15 protein-coding genes and 1 tRNA gene are annotated in these 20,069 nt (G+C 57.8%); 8 read left to right on the top strand and 8 right to left on the bottom strand.

Annotated features, from left to right (window positions below; genetic code table 11):
- Nucleotides 1-6: 6 nt before the first annotated feature.
- The 4 genes from GOV38_RS10240 to GOV38_RS10225 all read right to left on the bottom strand — a co-directional run bounded on the left by GOV38_RS10240 (nucleotide 7) and on the right by GOV38_RS10225 (nucleotide 5,330).
- Complete coding sequence (locus tag GOV38_RS10240; protein ID WP_171209936.1) at nucleotides 7-1,896, bottom strand: acyl-CoA synthetase; 1,890 nt, start codon at nucleotides 1,894-1,896, stop codon at nucleotides 7-9.
- A 154-nt stretch (nucleotides 1,897-2,050) separates the two neighbouring features.
- On the bottom strand, nucleotides 2,051-3,871 hold the full coding sequence (locus GOV38_RS10235) for an ABC transporter transmembrane domain-containing protein (RefSeq protein ID WP_171209937.1): 1,821 nt from the start codon (nucleotides 3,869-3,871) through the stop codon (nucleotides 2,051-2,053).
- A gap of 221 nt (nucleotides 3,872-4,092) precedes the next feature.
- Nucleotides 4,093-4,167 (bottom strand) — tRNA-Gly (locus tag GOV38_RS10230).
- 149 nt (nucleotides 4,168-4,316) lie between these two features.
- Nucleotides 4,317-5,330: a LacI family DNA-binding transcriptional regulator gene (locus GOV38_RS10225; RefSeq protein WP_171209938.1), complete on the bottom strand. Its 1,014-nt coding sequence runs from the start codon at nucleotides 5,328-5,330 to the stop codon at nucleotides 4,317-4,319.
- A 224-nt stretch (nucleotides 5,331-5,554) separates the two neighbouring features.
- Between GOV38_RS10225 and GOV38_RS10220 the strand changes: the two genes are divergently transcribed.
- The 5 genes from GOV38_RS10220 (at nucleotide 5,555) to GOV38_RS10200 (ending at nucleotide 10,851) form a co-directional block, all read left to right on the top strand.
- The gene (locus tag GOV38_RS10220; protein ID WP_171101817.1) at nucleotides 5,555-6,859 is read left to right on the top strand and encodes an extracellular solute-binding protein; all 1,305 of its coding nucleotides are present in this window, start codon (nucleotides 5,555-5,557) and stop codon (nucleotides 6,857-6,859) included.
- Nucleotides 6,860-6,931: 72 nt separating this feature from the next.
- On the top strand, nucleotides 6,932-7,813 hold the full coding sequence (locus GOV38_RS10215; protein WP_171209939.1) for an ABC transporter permease subunit: 882 nt from the start codon (nucleotides 6,932-6,934) through the stop codon (nucleotides 7,811-7,813).
- Nucleotides 7,814-7,823: 10 nt separating this feature from the next.
- Nucleotides 7,824-8,720, top strand: a complete 897-nt coding sequence (gene ugpE, locus GOV38_RS10210; protein WP_171101815.1) for a sn-glycerol-3-phosphate ABC transporter permease UgpE — start codon at nucleotides 7,824-7,826, stop codon at nucleotides 8,718-8,720.
- 65 nt (nucleotides 8,721-8,785) lie between these two features.
- Nucleotides 8,786-9,832 (top strand): ABC transporter ATP-binding protein, encoded by a 1,047-nt coding sequence (locus tag GOV38_RS10205; RefSeq protein WP_171209940.1) that lies wholly within the window; start codon nucleotides 8,786-8,788, stop codon nucleotides 9,830-9,832.
- Nucleotides 9,829-10,851, top strand: a complete 1,023-nt coding sequence (locus GOV38_RS10200) for an endonuclease/exonuclease/phosphatase family protein (protein WP_371808537.1) — start codon at nucleotides 9,829-9,831, stop codon at nucleotides 10,849-10,851. The genes GOV38_RS10205 and GOV38_RS10200 overlap by 4 nt, the downstream gene beginning before the upstream one ends.
- Before the next feature lie 69 nt (nucleotides 10,852-10,920).
- Here the strand turns inward: GOV38_RS10200 and GOV38_RS10195 are convergent, their stop codons facing one another.
- Together GOV38_RS10195 and GOV38_RS10190 are read right to left on the bottom strand one after the other, a co-directional pair.
- Nucleotides 10,921-12,171 (bottom strand): Hint domain-containing protein, encoded by a 1,251-nt coding sequence (locus GOV38_RS10195; protein ID WP_171209941.1) that lies wholly within the window; start codon nucleotides 12,169-12,171, stop codon nucleotides 10,921-10,923.
- Nucleotides 12,172-12,406: 235 nt separating this feature from the next.
- Nucleotides 12,407-12,883 carry an Lrp/AsnC family transcriptional regulator gene (locus GOV38_RS10190; RefSeq protein ID WP_171101922.1) on the bottom strand — a complete coding sequence of 159 codons (477 nt, stop codon included), beginning with the start codon at nucleotides 12,881-12,883 and terminating at the stop codon, nucleotides 12,407-12,409.
- Nucleotides 12,884-12,985: 102 nt separating this feature from the next.
- Here GOV38_RS10190 and putA point away from each other — a divergent pair, with 102 nt between their 5' ends.
- Both putA and GOV38_RS10180 read left to right on the top strand, forming a co-directional pair.
- Nucleotides 12,986-16,387 (top strand): bifunctional proline dehydrogenase/L-glutamate gamma-semialdehyde dehydrogenase PutA, encoded by a 3,402-nt coding sequence (putA, locus tag GOV38_RS10185; protein WP_171209942.1) that lies wholly within the window; start codon nucleotides 12,986-12,988, stop codon nucleotides 16,385-16,387.
- A gap of 42 nt (nucleotides 16,388-16,429) precedes the next feature.
- Entirely contained in the window at nucleotides 16,430-17,173 is a 744-nt protein-coding gene (locus GOV38_RS10180; protein WP_171209943.1) for a rhomboid family intramembrane serine protease, read from the top strand.
- A gap of 69 nt (nucleotides 17,174-17,242) precedes the next feature.
- On the opposite strand, the gene GOV38_RS10175 is transcribed toward GOV38_RS10180, so the two are convergent.
- Both GOV38_RS10175 and GOV38_RS10170 read right to left on the bottom strand, forming a co-directional pair.
- On the bottom strand, nucleotides 17,243-18,028 hold the full coding sequence (locus GOV38_RS10175) for an inositol monophosphatase family protein (RefSeq protein WP_171209944.1): 786 nt from the start codon (nucleotides 18,026-18,028) through the stop codon (nucleotides 17,243-17,245).
- Between the two features lie 96 nt (nucleotides 18,029-18,124).
- Entirely contained in the window at nucleotides 18,125-19,030 is a 906-nt protein-coding gene (locus GOV38_RS10170; RefSeq protein WP_171209945.1) for a LysR family transcriptional regulator, read from the bottom strand.
- A 96-nt stretch (nucleotides 19,031-19,126) separates the two neighbouring features.
- Here GOV38_RS10170 and metF point away from each other — a divergent pair, with 96 nt between their 5' ends.
- Nucleotides 19,127-19,993: a methylenetetrahydrofolate reductase [NAD(P)H] gene (metF, locus tag GOV38_RS10165; RefSeq protein ID WP_171213007.1), complete on the top strand. Its 867-nt coding sequence runs from the start codon at nucleotides 19,127-19,129 to the stop codon at nucleotides 19,991-19,993.
- Nucleotides 19,994-20,069 lie beyond the last annotated feature (76 nt).

The following is a 20,069-nucleotide window of genomic DNA, read 5'->3' as shown; positions in this document are numbered from 1 at the left end:
CCGGGTTTAGCTTGACCACTCCCACGGCCGGGTAAAGGCGCCCAGCACTTTGGCAACATCGTCTTCCGAAGTTCCGTTCGCGTCAAGCTGCGCGACAAGTCCGCGCTTTTTGTCGTCGATGACCGAGACCACCCGTGCGGCGGCGCCCGCCTCATCGAGCGCTGCGTTATAGACGCGTGTGATCGCCTGCTTGCGCAGGTCAGGCTTGAACACCTTTCCAACGGCGGTTTTCGGCAGCTCGTCCAAAATGGTCATATGCTTGGGCTGTGCGGCCCGTTCGTGAACATGCACCTTACAGTATTCCATCAATTCCTGTTCGGTCGCCGAGGCCCCATCGACCAATTCGACAAAGGCGCAAGGCACCTCGCCAGCATGGGCATCCGGCTGACCAATGGCTCCGGCAAAGGCGACGGCCTCGTGCCCCAGCAATGCCTCTTCGATCTCTGCCGGGTCGATATTGTGCCCACCCCGGATGATCAGATCCTTGGCGCGGCCCGTGATCCAAAGATAGCCATCCTCGTCAAACCGCCCCAGATCACCAGTGCGCAGATATTTATCGAAGTGATACAGCCCCACGTTCTTATCGGCTTCGGTATAGGTATTGCCTGGATAGACGCCAGGGTTCGAGATGCAGATCTCACCGATCTGATCGGTGCCGCATTCTGTCGGACCATCGGGCCCATCCTGCAGGATTTTGACGTCTGTATATGGGAACGGGATACCGATCGAGCCGATTTTCTTTTCACCATCAACCGGGTTGCACGACACCAGACATGTCGCTTCGGTCAGGCCATAGCCTTCGACAATGGTGACACCCGTCGCCTCTTCGAAACGCCGAAACAACTCGACCGGCAGCGGGGCAGAGCCCGAGAAGGCCGTTTTCACACTCGAGATATCTGCATCGACCGGGCGCTGCATCTTGGCCGATATAGCCGTTGGCACCGTAATAATGAACGAGACTTTCCAGCGTTCGATCAGTTTCCAGAAGTTGTCGAAAACCCCGTCCCCGCGATAGCCTGCAGGCGTGGGAAAGATGACATGCGCACCCGAAGACACGGCCGCCATCACGATCACATGGACGGCGAAGACGTGGAACATCGGCAATGGGCACATGATGACGTCATTTTCGTCGAAAAGCAGCGTATTGCCCAACCAGCCGTTGTAGATGAGGCCGGAATACTTGTGCTGTGCAACCTTTGGCATGCCTGTTGTTCCACCCGTATGGAAGTAACAGGCAACGCGGTCCTCGGAACCGTCGGCGAATGTCAGCGTTGTCGGCTGTTTGTTCAGTTCCGCGTTGAAATTCTTGTAATCCGCATGAGCCAGGTTTTCTTTGTCGCCCATCTTGGGGCGCAGGAAAGGGACAAGCCAAGACTTTGGCGGCGTGAGATAACGGTTCAGGTCAATTTCCAGAATGGTATTCACAGCGGGCGCATGACGCACGGCCTCCGCGACCTTTTGGGCCACGTCTGTCTTGGGGAAAGACTTCAACGTCACCACAACCTTGGCCCCAGTTTCACGCAGGATGGCAGCGATCTGTTCGGGCTCGAGAAGTGGGTTGATCGGGTTCACGATCCCCGCAACGGCACCCCCCATCATGGTCACCAACGTCTCGTTGCAGTTGGGCAGCACATAGGCCACCACATCCTTTTCCCCTACACCCAATGACCGGAACAGGTTGGCTGCCTGATTGACCTTGCCCAGCAATTGCGACCAGGTCAGGGTCTCGGCCTTGTCGGTCGGGCCGGACAAAAGCTGAAAGCTGATGGCATTGTGGTCGGGGAACTTTTGCGCCGTGCGTGACAAAAGCTGATGGAATGTGACCGGCAGGTCCCTATCTTCCCACGGCATTTCCTGTTCAATGCGCGCTTTGTCTTCCTTACCTACAAAGGCCATGTGTTTCCTCCCATTCTCTCCCGCTGTGCGCAGGGGATCATTGCCCTATCAAAGATGGGAGCAAATCAAACCGCGCGCAAGCAACGGCTTAGCCCTGAAGCGCAAGAAAGAGTAGAATAACGCTACGGCCAACCGCAAATGCCCGTGCGTCAACTTAGGCGGCGACGACACCATCCGTGAATTGCAGGCGCGCCAGACGGGCATACAGACCATCCTGAGCAACCAGATCATCATGGGTACCCTGAGCCACGATCCGGCCGTCTTCCAGCACCACGATCCGGTCGGCCTTTTTCACCGTTGCCAACCGGTGCGCAACGATCAGTGTTGTTCGCCCGGCGCGCATTTGGTCGAAGGCGCCCTGCACGGCGCGTTCGCTTTCGGCATCCAGCGCCGAGGTCGCCTCATCCAGAAGCAAAACCGGGGCGTCCCGCAATATGGCGCGCGCAATGGCGATGCGTTGCTTTTGTCCGCCTGACAGCATCACGCCGCGTTCACCGACAAAACTGTCATAGCCTTCTGGCAGCGCCGCAATGAAATCATGCGCGGCGGCGGCGCGGGCAGCGGCCTCTACCTCGGCATCTGAGGCATGCAGCCGGCCAAACCGTATATTATCGCGCGCCGATGCGGCGAAGATCACCGGATCTTGTGGCACCAGTGCGATGTGTTGGCGGAAATCCGAGCGGCGCAGCTCCCGTAGATCGACCCCGTCCAAGGTGACCTGCCCCTGCTCGGGATCGTAAAAGCGTTGAATAAGCTGAATGACAGTGGTTTTCCCCGCGCCCGAAGGGCCCACAAACGCAACCGTCTCACCCGGCTGAACTGTCAGTGTCAGATCATTCAGCGCAGCGGTTTCGGGGCGCGAAGGGTAATGGAAGGTCACATCATGAAACCCGATTTCACCACGCACCGGCGTCGGCAACATTTGCGCCGTTGCAACATCGGTTACCGTGTCACTGGCATTCAGCAATTCGACCAGCCGTTCAGTCGCGCCTGCAGCGCGCTGCAATTCGCTCCAGATTTCCGACAGCGCGGCGACCGATCCCGCCATGATGATCGAGTAGATCACGAACTGGATCAGAACGCCTTCGGTCATCACCCCGTTGCGCACATCATTGGCCCCCATCCACAACACGCCGACGACACCGGAAAACACCAAAAAGATCACGATGACCGTCAGCACCGCGCGCGCCTGAATACGCCGTAGCGAGACGCGGTATGAGGTTTCCGTCATCTCGGAAAACTGGCTGCGGCTTTCTTGTTCGTGGGTAAAGGCCTGCACGGTCTGAACCGCGCCCAACGCCTCGCCAGCATTGCCGGACGAGGCAGCAATCCAGTCCTGGTTTTCGCGGCTGATCGCACGCAAAAGGCGACCCAGCACCAGGATCGGGACAATGACAATGGGGATCAGCAGCAAAACCAGCAAAGTCAGTTTGGCCGAGGTCAGCAACATCAGCACAAGCCCGCCAAAGAACATCAACATATTGCGCAAAGCAATGGACACAGAGGATCCCAGAACCGATTGGATCAGCGTGGTGTCCGTGGTGATACGGCTCAGGACCTCTCCAGTCATGATACGTTCGTAGAATTCGGGGCTCATACCGATCACACGGTCAAAGACCGCTTTGCGAATATCGGCCACAACCCGTTCGCCCAGACGCGTCACCAGCGCATAGCGAATGCCGGTACCAACCGCGAGAACGGCAGCGATACCCAGCGCGGCCAGAAAATACCAATCCAGCAGCTCGCCATCTTCGATACGGAAATGATCGACCACACGTCGCACCGCCACTGGCAGTGTCAGCGTCATCCCCGCCGTCACGATTAAGGCCAGCGTCGCCCCGATCATCAACACCTTGTAAGGACGCATGAAAGGCCATAACGAGGCCAATACACCGAACTTCCTGGAACCTTCACGCTCTTGGTCTGCACCCGGAGCGGGCATGTTGGCTCGATTTGCGGAAGGTGGTCTTGCCATGTTTGGCCCTTGTTCGATTATCTGTCACACGGGTTCACACGTGTTGATCAGCTTCTTGGCTGCGCCGACGCGCAGCGTCAAGCTTATGGTGGAAATTCGGTGTTGGGCTAAGGCCATTTGACGCAACGCGTCGCCCGCGCTCGATCCAAATACTCACCGAAAGGTCGAAACCGCAAAAGCGCGGAACGTGTTTGTCAAACAATGGATCGAGCTGAGTGTTTTGGAGCGGGCGGCGGGAATCGAACCCGCTTCATCAGCTTGGAAGGCTGAGGTAATAGCCAGTATACGACGCCCGCTCAGCCTGCGCGGGTTTATGTCATACCCAAGACGAGGTCAAGTGGATCCTCGTCGGAGTTACGCGCAATTTCAGCCAGACCTGTTGCATTGGGATGCTCCCGAAAATCAGCGTCGATCCGACGTCAGATTTCAAACTAAAAAAGCCGCGCTAATGGGTTTCCCGCAATACAATCTCGGGCATGACAGTCACGGTTTTGGCAGGCCTTTCCGGCGCGGTAATACGCCTTTGGATCAGATCCAGGATCGTTTCGACCATCAAATCAATCGTATTTTGGACCGTCGTCAACGCGAACATGGGCCACCGCGCCATCTCGGCGTCATCGAATCCGATCACAGACATCTGGCTTGGGACATCTATGTTGCAAGACCGAAGCGCCCCCAACGCGCCGATGGCCGACGCATCATTGGCACAAATCAGCGCGTCGATGGCCTCACCTGCAGCGATCATTGCCTGCGCCGCGGCAAATCCCCCGTCGACCGTAAAATCGCCGGGATGCTCAAAGCTCAGGCTCAGTCCAGCCTGATCCAATGTCTCGATCAGACCCCGCCGCCGCTGATCGGACGAGAAAAAGCCTTGGGGCCCGCTTATGAACCCAAACTTTTTTCGACCTTTGGTCAAAAGCAGTTCGGTGGCTTTGCGCGTTCCAGCTGCGTTTTCGCAACAGACAGCGTCAGCTTTTGCGTTCTCGAGGCTGCGGCCATAACAGATCATCGGAATGTTCAGTTTGCCGCAGCGATCGACCAACGCCTCGGTCATGCTGCCGCCGCGTACGACAATCGCATCCAAGGGAAACCGCAGCGCGTCTTCAACGGTGATTCCCGAAGCGGACTGCGATCCGGTGATGACCAAGGGCCAAAATCCCTGCCGGTTCAGACCTTCACACAGTCTGAGGACAAAGTTGCTGTCATGCACATTTCGAATATCTCCCGCAACAATCGCAACCAAGCGCGATGCACCGCCTTGCAAAGTGGCTGCAAGCGCGTTGGGCTGATACCCAAGCTCGGCTGCGGCTTTGACGATTTGCTCTCGTTTTTGAGCGTCGACATAGCCGCCGCCGTTCAGCGCACGCGAGACCGCTGATCGCGACACTCCGGCCAGATCCGCTACCATCTGCGCTGTGACACGCTTTGGCCGCACTGGGCTGTCAGAGTTTCCCGCCATGTTCAATCTGCTCCTTCGGGCGACGCAAATGTAACAAACTCGAATCCAAAACGTCGCAGTTCCGTTACAAAACGAGTCTATGTGAACACGTGTGCACATTCGTGCATTCGGGGGCAAGTTCTTTTCCCTTTCCACAATTCAATCGGACGCCGGACGCTTGGAAAAAACCAAGGTTCGCGTCCGATATCGCCCCGTTTTGCGGGCAAACTACATGGAGTAGCTAAATGAAACTTCTCAAACTCGGCGCTGCAAGCCTCGCCCTGTCATTTGCAGGCCAGGCAGCTTTCGCGGAAACGGAAATCACCTTCTGGCACGCGATGGGCGGCCAATTGGGTGAAACGGTGAATCAGCTGGCCGAAGATTTCAACGCCAGCCAGGACGACTATAAGATCACCCCGGTCTTCAAAGGCTCGTACGAAGAGACGCTGACCGCTGGTATCGCTGCTTTCCGTGCCGGTGAACAACCCAACATCATGCAGGTGTTTGATGCAGGTGCTGCCACCGTGATCGGCGCAAAGGGCGCGACAATCCCGGTTCAGGATCTGCTGGCCGACAATGGTGTTGATTTCGACATCAACGACTATATCGCCGGTGTCCGTTATTTCTATGCCGACAGCGACGGCAAAATGATCGGGATGCCATTCAATTCGTCAACTCCGATCCTCTATTACAATGTTGACGCGCTGGAAAAGGCCGGCGTCACCCCGCCCAAGACCTGGGAAGAGTTCCAAGAGGTCACCGCGCCAGCCCTCAAGGATGCCGGTTACATCGCACTGAGCCAGTCGCACCTGCCCTGGATCTTCACCGAGAACTTCTTCTCGCGCCACAACCTGCAGTTTGCGTCAAACAACAACGGCTATGATGGCACCGACACCGAGATCATGATTGATCATCCGGCGATCAAAGCTCATTTCACCGCCCTGACCGATTGGCAGGACAAAGAGTTCTTTGAATGGTATGGCACCGGCTGGGGCGACAACGCCAAGCCGTTTGAAGATGGTGAAGTTGCCATGTGGTTGGGCTCGTCAGGTTCCTTTGGCGGTCTGGTTGCCAAAGATCTGGGCTTTGAGTTCTCGGCCACGATGCTGCCTTACTGGGAAGCCGTAGCCGCCGAGCCCACCCAAACCTTTATCGGTGGCGCTGCTTTGTTCGCGATGGCGGGCAAGTCTGACGAAGAAAACAAGGCCACTGCGGAATTCTTCCGCTTCCTGACCGCAGCCGACACCCAGTATTTCTGGCATGAGGCAACCGGTTATGTGCCGATCACGAATGCGGCCTATGCGCTGGCCAAAGAAGACGGCCACTACGAAAAGTTCCCGGCCGCCGAGGTTGGCATCGAACAGCTCAGCCTGCCTGCCGGTGAGTTTACCCGCGGCTATCGCATGGGCTTTTACGTCCAGATCCGTGACGTGATGAACCGCGAATACGGCCGCATCCTGACGGGTGAGACCACCGTGGACGAAGCGTTCGCGACCATCCAGGAAGAAGCCAACCAGCTGCTCGAGCGCTTTGCGCGTACGCAAGGCTAATCGCCTTCTCCAAAACCTTGTCAATGGCCGCACCTGTGTCGGCCATTGACCTTTGACTGCAAGGGGCTCGACGTGAAACGCGCCGGATTTACAAATGTTTGGCTACCGGTGGCACTGTTGCTGCCTCAGCTGACGATCATCGCGATCTTTTTCTATTGGCCTGCGGGCTGGGCGATCCAGTCGTCCTTTTACCTGCAAGACCCGTTCGGCTTCGGCGCGACCTTTGTGGGTGCCGAGAACTATACCGATCTTGTCAAAAGCTCCGAATATCTGCGCACCACTTGGTTCACGCTGATCTTTACGGCTTTGGTTACCTTCTTCTCGCTTGCCATCGCTTTGCTTTTGGCGGTGAAGGCAGACAAAGTCATACGCGGGGCCCGAACCTATCGCACCTTGCTGATGTGGGTCTATGCCATCGCACCACCTGTGGCGGGTTTCATGGGCATCTTGCTGTTTCACCAACACAATGGGCCGCTGACGGATTTCTTCCAGGCCCTGGGCTGGGATTTCCGCATTCTGGTCGACAATACCTCGACCGCGACGGCCTATGTGATCATCGCCGTCTGGAAGCAGGTGCCGGTCAATTTCATCTTTTTCCTGTCGGGGCTACAATCCATTCCCCGCTCGGTCCGCGAAGCGGCCATGATCGACAACCGATCAGGTACGCGGCGTTTTTGGGATATCACCTTCCCGCTGCTGGCGCCCACCGGCTTTTTCCTGTTGATCATCAACATCACCTACGCCCTTTTCGACACGTTCGGCATCATCGACACGCTTGTCAAAGGTGAGCCGGGCAACAACCCCATGACCCTTGTCTACAAGGTCTATATGGACGGTTTCCGCGGCAATGATCTGGGCGGGTCCTCGGCGCAATCGGTTGTGCTGATGGTTGTTGTCCTTGTTTTGACGGTCTTTCAGTTCCGGCTGATCGAACGCCGTATTCACTATAGTTAAGAGGTGCCCCATGGCGATCGCTGAAAGCACTGACATCACCACCCCCGCCCCACGCCGCCCGATCCGGTGGGAGCCGATCTTTGACCACACGATCCTGATCCTGGGCGCCCTGTTCATGCTGGTTCCTGTGGCGCTGATCTTCATCACTTCGACCCACAGCGCGGTGGATATTGCGCGCAACGGGATCCAATTCCTGCCCGGCGACCACTTTGCCGAGAACTATGGCAAGGCCATGTTTGAAAAAGGTGGGTTCACCGCGACCGTCGACGGGATGGTGATGCTCAAGAACTCGATGATCCTGGGCTTTGGTTTTGCCATCGGCAAGATCATCATCTCGATGCTGGCCGCTTATGCGCTGGTCTATTTCCGGCTGCGCTTTGCCACATTCGCCTTCTGGATCATCTTCACCACGCTGCTTTTGCCGCTGGAAGTGCGGATCCTGCCCTCGTTCGAGGCGATTCAACGCCTGGGGCTGGCGAACACCTATTCCGGTCTGATCATCCCATTGATTGCTTCGGCGACGGGGACGTTCTTTTTCCGCCAATTCTTCCGCTCGGTCCCCGAAGAGCTGGCCGAAGCCGCGCGCATTGACGGAGCCGGGCCGGTGAAGTTCTTCATCGATATTCTGGTGCCCCTGTCCCAGACCATGATCGCTGCGATCTTCATCATCATGTTCGTGTTCGGCTGGAACCAGTATCTGTGGCCCACACTGATCACCACCGATGAGGGGCTGTTCACCCTGGTGCGCGGCATCAAGCAGATCTACCAGTCAATGATCGATGCAAACTCGATCCCCGAATACGGTCAGGCGCTGGCGCTTGCCATCATCGCGATGCTGCCACCGGTTCTGATCGTGCTCTTCTTTCAGAACTGGTTCGTCAAGGGCCTGACCGAGTCCGACAAATAGGCCCCGTGCTTCAGACATAACTCGCCCACAGGCCGCTTGGCACGCGGGCACAAAAGGAAACCGAAATGGCAAATGTTACTCTGGCCCAGGTCGGCAAGACCTATCCAAACGGGTTTGAAGCCGTCAAACCGGCAAATATCCAAATCAAAGATGGCGAATTCGTTGTGCTTGTTGGGCCCTCGGGCTGTGGCAAATCCACCCTGTTGCGGATGATCGCCGGGCTGGAAGAGATCACCACTGGTGATCTCAAGATCGGTGAGACACGTGTGAATGACGTTGACCCGGCCAACCGCGATATCGCGATGGTATTCCAGAACTATGCGCTCTACCCGCATATGACGGTGCGTAAGAATATCGGATACGGCCTCAAGAACCGCGGCACCTCGGCACCCGATATCGAGGCCAAGGTTCAGGAAGCGGCCAAGATGCTGAACCTGACCGAGTTGCTGGATCGCAAACCCTCGCAGCTATCGGGCGGTCAACGGCAGCGTGTGGCCATGGGGCGCGCAGTAGTGCGCGACCCGGCGCTGTTTCTGTTTGACGAACCGCTCTCGAACCTTGATGCCAAGCTTCGCAACCAGATGCGGATTGAAATCAAGGCGTTGCAGCGCCGCTTGGGCGTGACTTCAATCTATGTGACCCATGATCAGGTCGAAGCCATGACCATGGCTGACCGTATCATCGTTCTGAACGGCGGGGAGATCGAACAGATCGGCACCCCGGCCGAGATCTATCACAACCCCGCCTCGACCTTTGTGGCCTCGTTCATGGGCGCACCACCGATGAATCTACTGGACGCGCGCGTCGAAGCCGGTGAAATACGTGTCAATGGCAGCACAGTGCTGGGCACCGCGCAGACAAGCGCACAAGGCCCGGTACAACTGGGCGTGCGCCCCGAGGATGTGGTGCTGTCCGAGCAGGGGCAAACACCATTTGCGGTTTCGATCGTTGAGGAGCTTGGCGCACACCGCCTGTTGCACGGCGAACTTGGCGGCCAGCCCTTTACCGTCCATGTGGGCAAGGATGTCGAGGCCGCGCCCGGTGTGACCAACATAACCCTGCGACCAGAGACGTTGCATCTGTTTGATACGCAAACGGGGAAATCCTTGTGATCACCAACATTCTTTCAGACCTGCCGACGATCTCAGAGGCAGAGCGCACCCGCATTTTGACGTCACCGCGTACTGCGGATGCCCACAAATCTTTGTTGGCAAATATTCCTGCTATGAATGCCGTACAGCTGGGCGGCACCGCATCTGCCGACAAGTTGCCAGCTAAACTGACAATTGTGGCCTGGAATGTGGAACGCTGCCTCTTCCCCGAGGCCTCTGCACAGCACCTTTCGCCCCTGAAGCCGGATGTGATCCTTTTGTCAGAGGTCGATCACGGCATGGCGCGCACGGCACAGCGCCACACCACGGCAGAGTTCGCCGCAGAAATGGGCATGGCCTATGCGTTTGCCGTCGAGTTTCATGAGCTTGATCTGGGTGGCCCCACGGAACGCGCTTTATGCATCGACAGTTTCAACACCAAGGGGTGGCACGGCAACGCGATCTTGTCCTCGGTACCGTTCTCGCGCACCGCGATGGTGCGTCTGGATGAAGCGGGCCACTGGTTTGCAGCCGAGTCGGGTGCATCTGACCCCGAACAGCCACGCGTGGGCGGTCGCATGGCGATTTTGGCCGAATTGCCGACCGAAAACGGGCCGCTGACCGTGGTGTCGACCCATTTGGAAAGCAACGCAGACAGCTGTTTTCGCCTGCGCCAATTCGAGATTTTGTTGGACGCGATTGAGGACTTTTCGCCCACCGGACCTGTTGTGATTGGCGGTGACCTGAATACCGGCAACCATGTGCCACCCGATTTCGACTGGCGCGGAGAACAGCTGTTTCAGGCGGCAGAAGCGCGGGGCTATAGCTGGGACTTTACCGCCGAAGGGCATACCACGCGGCCAAGCCTGATTACGCCGCACCCGGACCGCGTGATGAAGCTGGATTGGATTGCTGGCCGGGGTGTTTCGCCGGTCGAAGTTGGCAAGGTGGCTTCGCTTGACGCAACCAACAGGCCCCTGTCGGATCACGATGCAGTCTGGTCACGTATCTCGCTGTCTGCCTATGAGGACATGTCCTGAGGCCAACAAGCGGTTGAAATTCATATGCGGCTTGAAACAGCGCCAAGCCCCTGGCATTTGGTCATCAAGCTAGATCAAAAGCGAAGCTTCAGCATTTCGCAGAAACGGGCGCGCAGGTATGGGCGCGCCCTTTTTTGTCGCCAGTTCGGGAAAAATTTCGATCAATTCATCATAGACGGCGCGGTCGGCGTGCAAGATATGCTCACCTGCGAAAAAGCTTTCAAGCCGTGCGCCTTCGCACTCCACAATCTCGTGCCGGTCGAACATGATATGTATGTAGTCCACGGTTTCACACGGGGCTTGTCGGATCGTCTCACCATCACATAAGTGCTTTGCCGCGCACAACATTTCGTCGCTGTGAAAGAACAGCTCACACCGCCAGCCCGACACCAGAACACGGTGCTGTGGCGAAACGCACAACGCACGTCGGTTGCCGATCGCACCGGGTTCAAAGCGGATCGGAGCATGTTTACCTTGGCCGTCGACCGAGCGCTTTCCAATCCACCGGACTGGCTGCGCACCATTGTCCAACGTTTCTACAAGATCACCGACCTCAAGCTCTTCGATCGGGCGTTCGCCTTCGGGTGTTCGGATCAGGGTTCCAGCTGTGAAACATGCAATGTCGACGTTCTCGATGTTCACATAAGTGAACGTCCGTCCGTTCGGCAGAGTGGCCGTCCCACCACTGGCGCCTGGTGAAAACGGCGCAAAGGTCGATCCGGCTGGTAGAATAAGTGTGTCGTTTCCGTTGCCACCGGTTACGAAAGTTGTGTTTAGTCCGGCATAAATCGTGTCACGCCCAGCCCCGCCATCCAGATTTCCGCTGCCGTCCTCGGCAAAAAGCGTATCGCGACCGGCTCCGCCGCTCAGGATGTTGTTGCCGGACCCGCCGCGCAGGATGTCATTTCCTTGGCCGCCAAAAATATTGTTGTTGCCGGACCCTCCTTGCAGAATGTCGTCTCCCCGACCACCGCTGATGCTTCCACCAAGTGAGCCCGTATCGGTCAGGGTATCGTCCCCCGCACCACCGCTGTATCCACCCGCATTCAGACCAACAGAACCACTTATGTTGTCGTCGTTGGCATTGCCTGTATATTCAACAAATTGGCTAAACGACCCCCCGGCCAGATCGGCGTCGGTGTAGGTCGTAACAGTACCCGTTCTGGTATCCGTGAACGTAATTGAGTTCCCGGTCATGGTGACCTGGATGCTTCGGCTCAACCCGGATGCATCAATAGTACTGTCAGGACCAATATCCTGCGCAGCCCAGAACGCAGGATCTGTCGTGTCAGCATCGGTAAGAGTAATAAAAACTGGCATTGTTTCATCCACCTTTCGACGCTGGCGAGGCCGTATACACTACCGTTTGAGTTGCATCGTAGCTCAATAGGCCATCTATTCCAATCTACAGGCGGATGTTTCAATACATTGACGAAACGCTGCGCAATAATAGTGACCGCTTGGTGAAATCCTGCTCAGTTTAGCCACCACTTGGCGATGATCACCGTGCGTCGCAACCTTGTTCCGCCCCGCAAATTCCTACGCTCTCATCGCGTTACAAAGACCCAAGCATTCCGGTTTCTTTGACTGCTTCCATCGCAACAAAGGTGGATGTGCTGGCCACATGCGGAAGGCCCGAGATCTTTTCCGCCAATACAGCCCGATAGTCCGACATCGACCTTGTGCGGACCTTTAGAAGATAGTCAAAGTTTGACGCGATCATATGGGCCTGCTCAATCTCGGGGATTTTGCGAACCGCCGCGTTGAACTCGCTCAGCGCTTTTTCGCGCGTGTCCGAGAGGCGGACTTCGACAAAAGCCACGTGATCAAGGCCCAGCCGGATGGGATCCAGGATCGCGCGATACCCGGTGATGTAGCCTTCGGCCTCAAGCCGTTTCAACCGGGCCTGCGTCGGAGATTTCGACAGGCCAATACGCCGAGCGATATCGGCAACGGGAAGCCGTCCGTCTTCGGCCAGAATCGTCAGGAGTGACTGATCAAATCGGTCAAGCCCCGGAAAGTCTTTTTGCATCGACCAGCTCATGAAATTCAGTTCAACAACCCACACATTAACAAAGAACAGGCGATTGTCCCGCGAAATCGCGGATATACTCCTCAAAAGCCCGGAGGACCCATGTCTCATTCGCTACGCAGCCAGATAGATGCCCTGACCTATGCTGACCAAGACAAAGTGTTGGCGCAGCTTGTTGAAGATGCAAACCTCAGCCACGCGGATCGCAAGGCGATCTGTGACGTTGCTGCCCGGTTGGTACAAGATATCCGCTCGGCCAGTTCGCCCGGTCTGATGGAGGAGTTTCTGGGCGAATACGGCTTGTCGACTGATGAAGGCGTGGCGCTTATGTGTCTGGCAGAGGCGCTGTTGCGCGTGCCTGATGTCGATACGATTGACGCGCTGATCGAAGACAAAATCGCACCGTCGGACTGGGGTAAGCATCTGGGCCAATCCTCCTCTTCGCTGGTGAATGCATCCACATGGGCGCTGATGCTGACGGGCCGCGTGTTGGACGAAGACAAAACCTCACCCGTCAGCGCATTGCGCAGCGCGATAAAGCGCCTGGGCGAGCCGGTGATCCGCACCGCTGTCAGCCGCGCGATGAAAGAGATGGGTCGCCAATTCGTCTTGGGGGAAAACATCAAATCAGCCATGACCCGTGCTCGGGGCATGGAGGGCAAGGGCTATACCTATTCGTATGACATGCTGGGGGAGGCCGCCCGGACCGAAGCCGATGCGGCGCGGTACCACCTGTCCTATTCGCGCGCCATTGCTGCAATTGCCGAGGCCTGCACGCAGGATGACATCCGGGCAAACCCCGGCATCTCGGTCAAGCTTTCCGCCCTGCACCCGCGCTATGAACTGGCGCAAGAGAAGCGTGTGATGGATGAGTTGGTCCCTCGCCTGCGGGCCTTGGCCTTGCTCGCCAAAGCGGCAGGCATGGGGTTGAACGTTGACGCGGAAGAAGCCGACCGCCTGTCTTTGTCGTTGCAAATCATCGAAACCGTGCTGGCCGATCCCGCATTGGCGGGGTGGGACGGGTTCGGCATCGTGGTTCAGGCCTACGGTCCCCGCGCAGGGCAGGTGATTGATACCCTTTACGAGATGGCCAACCGGCATGACCGCAAGATCATGGTGCGGCTGGTCAAAGGGGCCTATTGGGACACCGAGATCAAAAGGGCGCAGGTCGAAGGTATTGACGGGTTTCCGGTCTTTACAAAAAAGGCCGCAACGGATGTGTCCTATATCTCGAACGCGCGCAGACTGCTGGGGATGACGGATCGGATCTATCCTCAGTTTGCCACTCATAATGCCCATACGGTCAGCGCAATCCTACATATGGCCGAGGGCCAACCCTTTGAATTCCAGCGCCTACACGGGATGGGCGAAGCCTTGCACCAATTGGTTTTGGACGCGCATAAAACCCGCTGCCGTATCTACGCACCAGTGGGCGCGCATCGCGACCTTCTGGCCTATCTTGTTCGACGGCTGCTGGAAAACGGCGCGAACTCGTCCTTTGTGAACCAGATTGTTGATGAGGATGTCTCGCCCCAAGAGGTTGCTGCTGACCCGTTTGAGTTACTGCAAGCTGGGGGCCCTGATCTGCCCAAAGGGCCCGAGTTGTTTGCGCCGGAACGTCCGAATTCGCGTGGCTTCGATCTGCATCATACGCCAACGCTTGATCTAATCGATGCTGCGAGGATGCCGTTTCAGGACCGCACCTGGCAAGCTGGGCCACTGGTGTCGGTCCAATCACAGCCTGGGCCTGAACGCCCGGTGGTCAACCCGGCCTTGCCACAAGATCAGCCTGGCACCGTCGCTGCGGCAAGCGCGGAAGATATCGAACTGGCCTTGGCCTCGGCCAGCCCCTGGCGCGCGCCGGCTGCAGATCGGGCGAAAGTGCTGAACACCGCCGCAGATCTCTATGAGGCGCATTTTGGCGAATTCTTTGCCCTGCTGGCACGCGAAGCGGGGAAAACGCTGCCCGACGCGGTGGCCGAACTACGCGAAGCGGTCGATTTCCTGCGTTACTACGCGGCGCACATCCCTCAGGCGGATCCGGCAGGTGTCTTTACCTGTATCAGCCCGTGGAATTTCCCTCTGGCGATTTTCATCGGTCAGATTTCGGCGGCATTGGCCACCGGCAACGCGGTCCTGGCCAAACCCGCCCCGCAAACCCCTCTGATCGCCCACCGTGCGGTGCAATTGCTGCACGAGGCCGGCGTGCCCGCTGATGCGCTGCAACTTTTGCCCGGTGGGCCCGATGTTGGCGCTGCGCTGACATCCGACCCACGGGTTGGTGGCGTCGCCTTTACCGGCTCGACCGCGACGGCCCAGAAAATCCGAGCCGCGATGGCAGAAAATCTGCGCCCAGGGACACCGTTGATTGCAGAGACAGGCGGCTTGAACGCCATGATCGTCGACAGCACAGCCCTGCCGGAACAGGCCGTGCAGTCGATCATAGAAAGCGCCTTTCAATCCGCGGGTCAGCGCTGCTCGGCCTTGCGGTGCCTTTATGTGCAAGAGGATGTCGCCGATGGCGTTTTGACCATGCTGCAAGGCGCGATGGACGCGTTGACACTTGGCGATCCCTGGCAGATTTCAACCGATTGCGGACCAGTGATTGATGATCAAGCGCGCCAAACGATCACTGAGCATATCAGCAAAGCCCGCGCAGAAGGGCGCGTGCTGAAAGAGCTGCCCGTACCGCAAGACAGCGTATTTGTTGCCCCGACCTTGATCGAGATCGCCAGCATCGCGGATTTGGAACAAGAGGTGTTTGGCCCCGTCCTGCATGTGGTCCGTTTCAAGGCGCAGCAGATCGATCAGGTCATCGCAGACATCAACGCCACCGGATACGGATTGACCTTCGGTCTGCACACCCGGATCGACGACCGGGTGCAGCATGTGACGGATGCGATCCATGCGGGCAATATCTATGTGAACCGCAACCAGATCGGCGCTATTGTCGGATCTCAGCCTTTCGGTGGTGAAGGCTTGTCTGGGACCGGACCCAAAGCGGGTGGGCCAAACTACATGGCACGGTTTTGCGCTCCGGATCGGCAAAGTGTCTCGGGTCAGTGGTCCGACGCGATGACATCGCTGCCGCTGCCCGAGGGCACTCCGGCACCGATGCAGACGCACACCCTGCCCGGACCTACAGGGGAATCGAACCGCCTGAGCGAGTTTGCCCGCCCGCCCTTGCTGTGCATGGGCCCCGGCGTTGCTGCCGCACAGGCGCAGGCGGATGCGGTCAAGGCATTGGGCGGAACGGCCATTCGGGCCACGGGGACGCTCGACCCCAAGGTGCTTGAAACATTGGACAACTTTTCAGGTGTGCTCTGGTGGGGCGACGAGACAACCGCCCGCCAGATTGAAACGCACCTGTCCCGGAGATCAGGCCCGATCCTGCCGTTGATCCCAGGCCTACCTGACCGCGCCCGTGTTCTGGCCGAGCGTCATGTTTGCGTGGATACAACAGCGGCTGGCGGAAATGCGGCCCTGCTAGGCGGTGCGGCATAACCGGACCTTGACGCTGGGCCGTGAAAAGCCCAGCGTCCAGCCATGTTTCCAATCCGCGATCACAACCCCTCGGGGCGTACCCCTTACGTTGTCTATGCCCTGATGGCGGCAAATATCCTGATCTTCCTCAGCTATCTGGGGATTATGGACAGTGCCGCCCTGCTCAACCGGTTTTACGCCACCTACGCCATCATCCCGGCCCGCATCACCAGTGGTGCAGGATTTGAGACGTTGGTGACCTCGATGTTCCTGCATGGCGGGTGGATGCATCTGGCGGGCAATATGCTGTTTCTGTGGATTTTCGGGGACAATCTGGAAGATGAAATGGGTCACCTGCCCTTTTTGCTGTTCTATCTTGTTGCAGGCGTAGGGGCCGGTCTGATCCATGTTGCGACCGGCCCGGATTCGGTAGTGCCCACAATCGGTGCCTCAGGCGCAATCGCGGGCGTGATGGGGGGCTACCTGCTGCTGTTCCCCCGCGCCAAGGTCGATATCCTGCTGATCCTGATCATCTACTTCCGCGTCTTCACAATCCCGGCCTTCATCATGCTGGGGTTGTGGCTGGCCTTCCAGTTCTTCGGCAGCCTCACCAGCGATCCAGATCAGGGCGGCGTTGCCTATTGGGCCCATACCGGAGGCTTCGTTGTCGGCTTGATCCTGTGCATCCCGCTTTGGCTAAAGCTGGGCGGTACGCGGTATTGGCGCCGCACCCATGGCCACCCGCCGCATCCCGAGCACAGCTATAAGCTGACCCAGTCCAGGATACCGCGCATTCCACGCAGATAGCTTGCCTCGGCACGTCAGAAGAAACGCGCCCGGTCGGGGCGCGTTTCTGTTGCGGATATCCCAAAGGATCTAGTTTCGGATGACTTTGGCGAAAGTATTGAAAATCGGCTCGTTCGCGCAGATCAGGTGGCCATCGGACAGCACTTCGCCTTCAGGGTCGATGGCTTCAACCAGACCCCCCGCCTCTTTGACAATGATGATCCCAGCCGCGATGTCCCAGGGATTCAGGCCACGCTCCCAAAATCCTTCATAGCGGCCAGCGGCCACATAAGCCATGTCGAGCGCAGCCGCGCCCCAACGGCGGATACCGGCGCAGGCCGGGGCCAGACGTGCCATGTCTTGCAGCGCGGCTGGCAAATCCGGACGTCCGCCAAACGGAACACCGGTGGAAAAGATCGACTCGATCATGCGGTGACGGCCAGACACACGGATACGCATATCGTTCATCCACGCACCTTCACCTTTTTCGGCAAAGAACATCTCATCCTTGGCAGCGTCATAGATCACACCGGCCACGATCTTGCCCTTGTGCTCCAACGCGATCGAGATGGCCCAATGCGGCAACCCGTGCAGAAAATTGGTGGTGCCGTCCAGCGGATCAACGATCCAACGGCGTGTCGGGTCTTCTCCGTCCTGGCCGCCCCCTTCTTCGCCCAACCAGCCATAGGTCGGGCGAGCGCCCAGCAATTCTTCCTTCAGGATCGCCTCGGCGGCAATATCGGCCTTCGAGACAAAGTCGCCCGCCCCTTTTGACGAAACTTGCAGGTTTTCAACTTCGCGAAAATCCTTGACCAATGAGCGCCCCGCTTTGCGCGCGGCTTTGATCATGATGTTGAGGTTAGCACTGCCTACCATTGTCAAAAGGCTCCTGTCCGGTCAAACCGCGCGTATACTGATGCATCGCGCCGTTGCCAAGAGGAATGATGCGCATAGCAGACCCGCGTTTTGCGACTATTGCGCTTGCAGCTTCCGGGCCTCGGTTCGGGCCAGTTTTACCAGCTCTTGCACAAAAGGCTTTTCAAGATCCTCGCAGCGCACCGCAGCATAAAGCCTACGGGTAATGCCTTCGGCGGTCAGCGGGCGCGTGACATAGTCCGAGTTGTATTTGACCTCGCGCACAACCCAGTCGGGCAGAACCGAAATCCCGCGATTTGAGGCCACCAGCAGAAGGATCACCGCGGTCAATTCGACCTGCCGGATCGAGGCAGGTTCCACCCGCGCAGGTATCAACAACTGGCTGAACACATCCAGACGCGTACGTTCCACCGGATAGGTGATCAGGGTTTGGCCGCGAAAATCCTCGGCTTCGATATAGGGTTTCTCAGCCAGCGGATGCGATGATGCGGCAACAAAGACCGCATTATAGTCAAACAGCTCGACAAATTCGACGCCCGGCAGGTCTTCGGGATCGGATGAGACAACAAGATCGACATCTTCTTTCTGCAGCGCAGGCAAAGCGTCAAAAGCAAGGCCTGGCCGAATATCGACGTCTACGTCGGGCCAGGATTTGCGGAACCCCTCAAGCACCGGAAACAACCATTCGAAACAGGCGTGGCATTCGATGGCGATATGCATCCGGCCCGTGCGCCCATCGCGCAGAGACGAAAACTCATGCTGCGTGGCTTCGACCTGTGGCAGGATCTGCTCCGCCAATCGCAAAAGGCGCAGCCCCGCAGCCGACAGCTTCATCGGTTTGGACCTGCGCAGAAACAGCTCGACCCCGGCTTGATCCTCTAAGCCTTTGATTTGATGGCTCAAAGCGGATTGCGTGATATTCAACTGATCCGCCGCGCGCGCGAGCCCGCCACATTCGTGAATGGCCTTGATGGTTCTAAGGTGACGGAACTCGATATGCATATTGCACGTAACTCATGTTATTCTTGAGGAATATGAGTTTGTCTCACAGAGAAACGCGTGGCACAAGAGGCATGTTCCGTTGTCTGCGAGGCCATTATGTCCAAACCCGAGATTTCTTTTGAGTTCTTTCCGCCCCAGTCCCTGGAGGCGTCGTTTCGGCTTTGGGATACAGTCCAGACGCTGGCCCCGCTGGGCCCCCGGTTTGTTTCGGTTACCTATGGCGCAGGCGGGACAACGCGTGAGTTGACACGGGACGCGGTGGCCACATTGCACAAATCCTCTGGATTGCAGGTTGCGGCGCATCTGACTTGTGTTGATGCATCGCGTCAGGAAACGCTGGAGATCGCTGACGGGTTTGCCCGCGCCGGGGTTCAGGACATCGTGGCGCTCAGAGGTGACCCGCAGAAAGGACAGGACAAGTTCGAGCCTCATCCAGACGGGTTCGCCAATTCGGTGGAACTGATCTCTGCGCTGGCGGAGACCGAGATGTTTTCGATCCGCGTTGGCGCTTATCCCGACATTCACCCCGAAGCGCGCGATGCGCAGGCCGATGTGGATTGGTTGAAGGCTAAACTGGATGCGGGCGCCGACGAGGCTTTGACGCAATTCTTCTTCGAAGCCGAGACCTATTTCCGGTTCCGCGATGCGTGCGAAAAAGCCGGGATCGACAAGCCCATCGTTCCGGGCATCCTGCCCATCGAGAACTGGAAAGGTGCACGGCGCTTTGCCCAGCGCTGCGGCACCAACATCCCGGTTTGGGTCGAACAGGCATTCGAGAAGGCTGTGCGCGACGACCGCGAAGACCTTTTGGCCACAGCTCTGTGCACCGAACTGTGTTCAGATCTGATCGACGGCGGTGTCGACAAGCTGCATTTCTATACACTGAACCGCCCCGAACTGACGCGGGATGTGTGCTTTGCGCTTGGCATCACACCGCAAACTGAATTGCAAAACGTCGCCTGAAAATCCACCACCTCACAAACCCCGGTCGCACCCGCTATGCGGGTGCGATCTGGCGTTGCAGGCACCAAAATCCACA

Origin of the sequence: Ruegeria sp. HKCCA5839 (assembly GCF_013035585.1) — a bacterium.
GTDB lineage: Bacteria > Pseudomonadota > Alphaproteobacteria > Rhodobacterales > Rhodobacteraceae > Ruegeria.
This window is presented reverse-complemented; position numbering and strand designations above follow the sequence as displayed.

What these genes read in the sequence shown, in the direction of transcription:
- GOV38_RS10240 (WP_171209936.1), bottom strand. Translation starts at nt 1,896, where the DNA reads ATGGCCTTTGTAGGTAAGGAAGACAAAGCGCGCATTGAACAGGAAATG.
- GOV38_RS10235 (WP_171209937.1), bottom strand. Translation starts at nt 3,871, where the DNA reads ATGGCAAGACCACCTTCCGCAAATCGAGCCAACATGCCCGCTCCGGGT.
- GOV38_RS10225 (WP_171209938.1), bottom strand. Translation starts at nt 5,330, where the DNA reads ATGGCGGGAAACTCTGACAGCCCAGTGCGGCCAAAGCGTGTCACAGCG.
- GOV38_RS10220 (WP_171101817.1), top strand. Translation starts at nt 5,555, where the DNA reads ATGAAACTTCTCAAACTCGGCGCTGCAAGCCTCGCCCTGTCATTTGCA.
- ugpE (WP_171101815.1), top strand. Translation starts at nt 7,824, where the DNA reads ATGGCGATCGCTGAAAGCACTGACATCACCACCCCCGCCCCACGCCGC.
- GOV38_RS10205 (WP_171209940.1), top strand. Translation starts at nt 8,786, where the DNA reads ATGGCAAATGTTACTCTGGCCCAGGTCGGCAAGACCTATCCAAACGGG.
- GOV38_RS10195 (WP_171209941.1), bottom strand. Translation starts at nt 12,171, where the DNA reads ATGCCAGTTTTTATTACTCTTACCGATGCTGACACGACAGATCCTGCG.
- GOV38_RS10190 (WP_171101922.1), bottom strand. Translation starts at nt 12,883, where the DNA reads ATGCAAAAAGACTTTCCGGGGCTTGACCGATTTGATCAGTCACTCCTG.
- putA (WP_171209942.1), top strand. Translation starts at nt 12,986, where the DNA reads ATGTCTCATTCGCTACGCAGCCAGATAGATGCCCTGACCTATGCTGAC.
- GOV38_RS10180 (WP_171209943.1), top strand. Translation starts at nt 16,430, where the DNA reads ATGTTTCCAATCCGCGATCACAACCCCTCGGGGCGTACCCCTTACGTT.
- GOV38_RS10175 (WP_171209944.1), bottom strand. Translation starts at nt 18,028, where the DNA reads ATGGTAGGCAGTGCTAACCTCAACATCATGATCAAAGCCGCGCGCAAA.
- GOV38_RS10170 (WP_171209945.1), bottom strand. Translation starts at nt 19,030, where the DNA reads ATGCATATCGAGTTCCGTCACCTTAGAACCATCAAGGCCATTCACGAA.
- metF (WP_171213007.1), top strand. Translation starts at nt 19,127, where the DNA reads ATGTCCAAACCCGAGATTTCTTTTGAGTTCTTTCCGCCCCAGTCCCTG.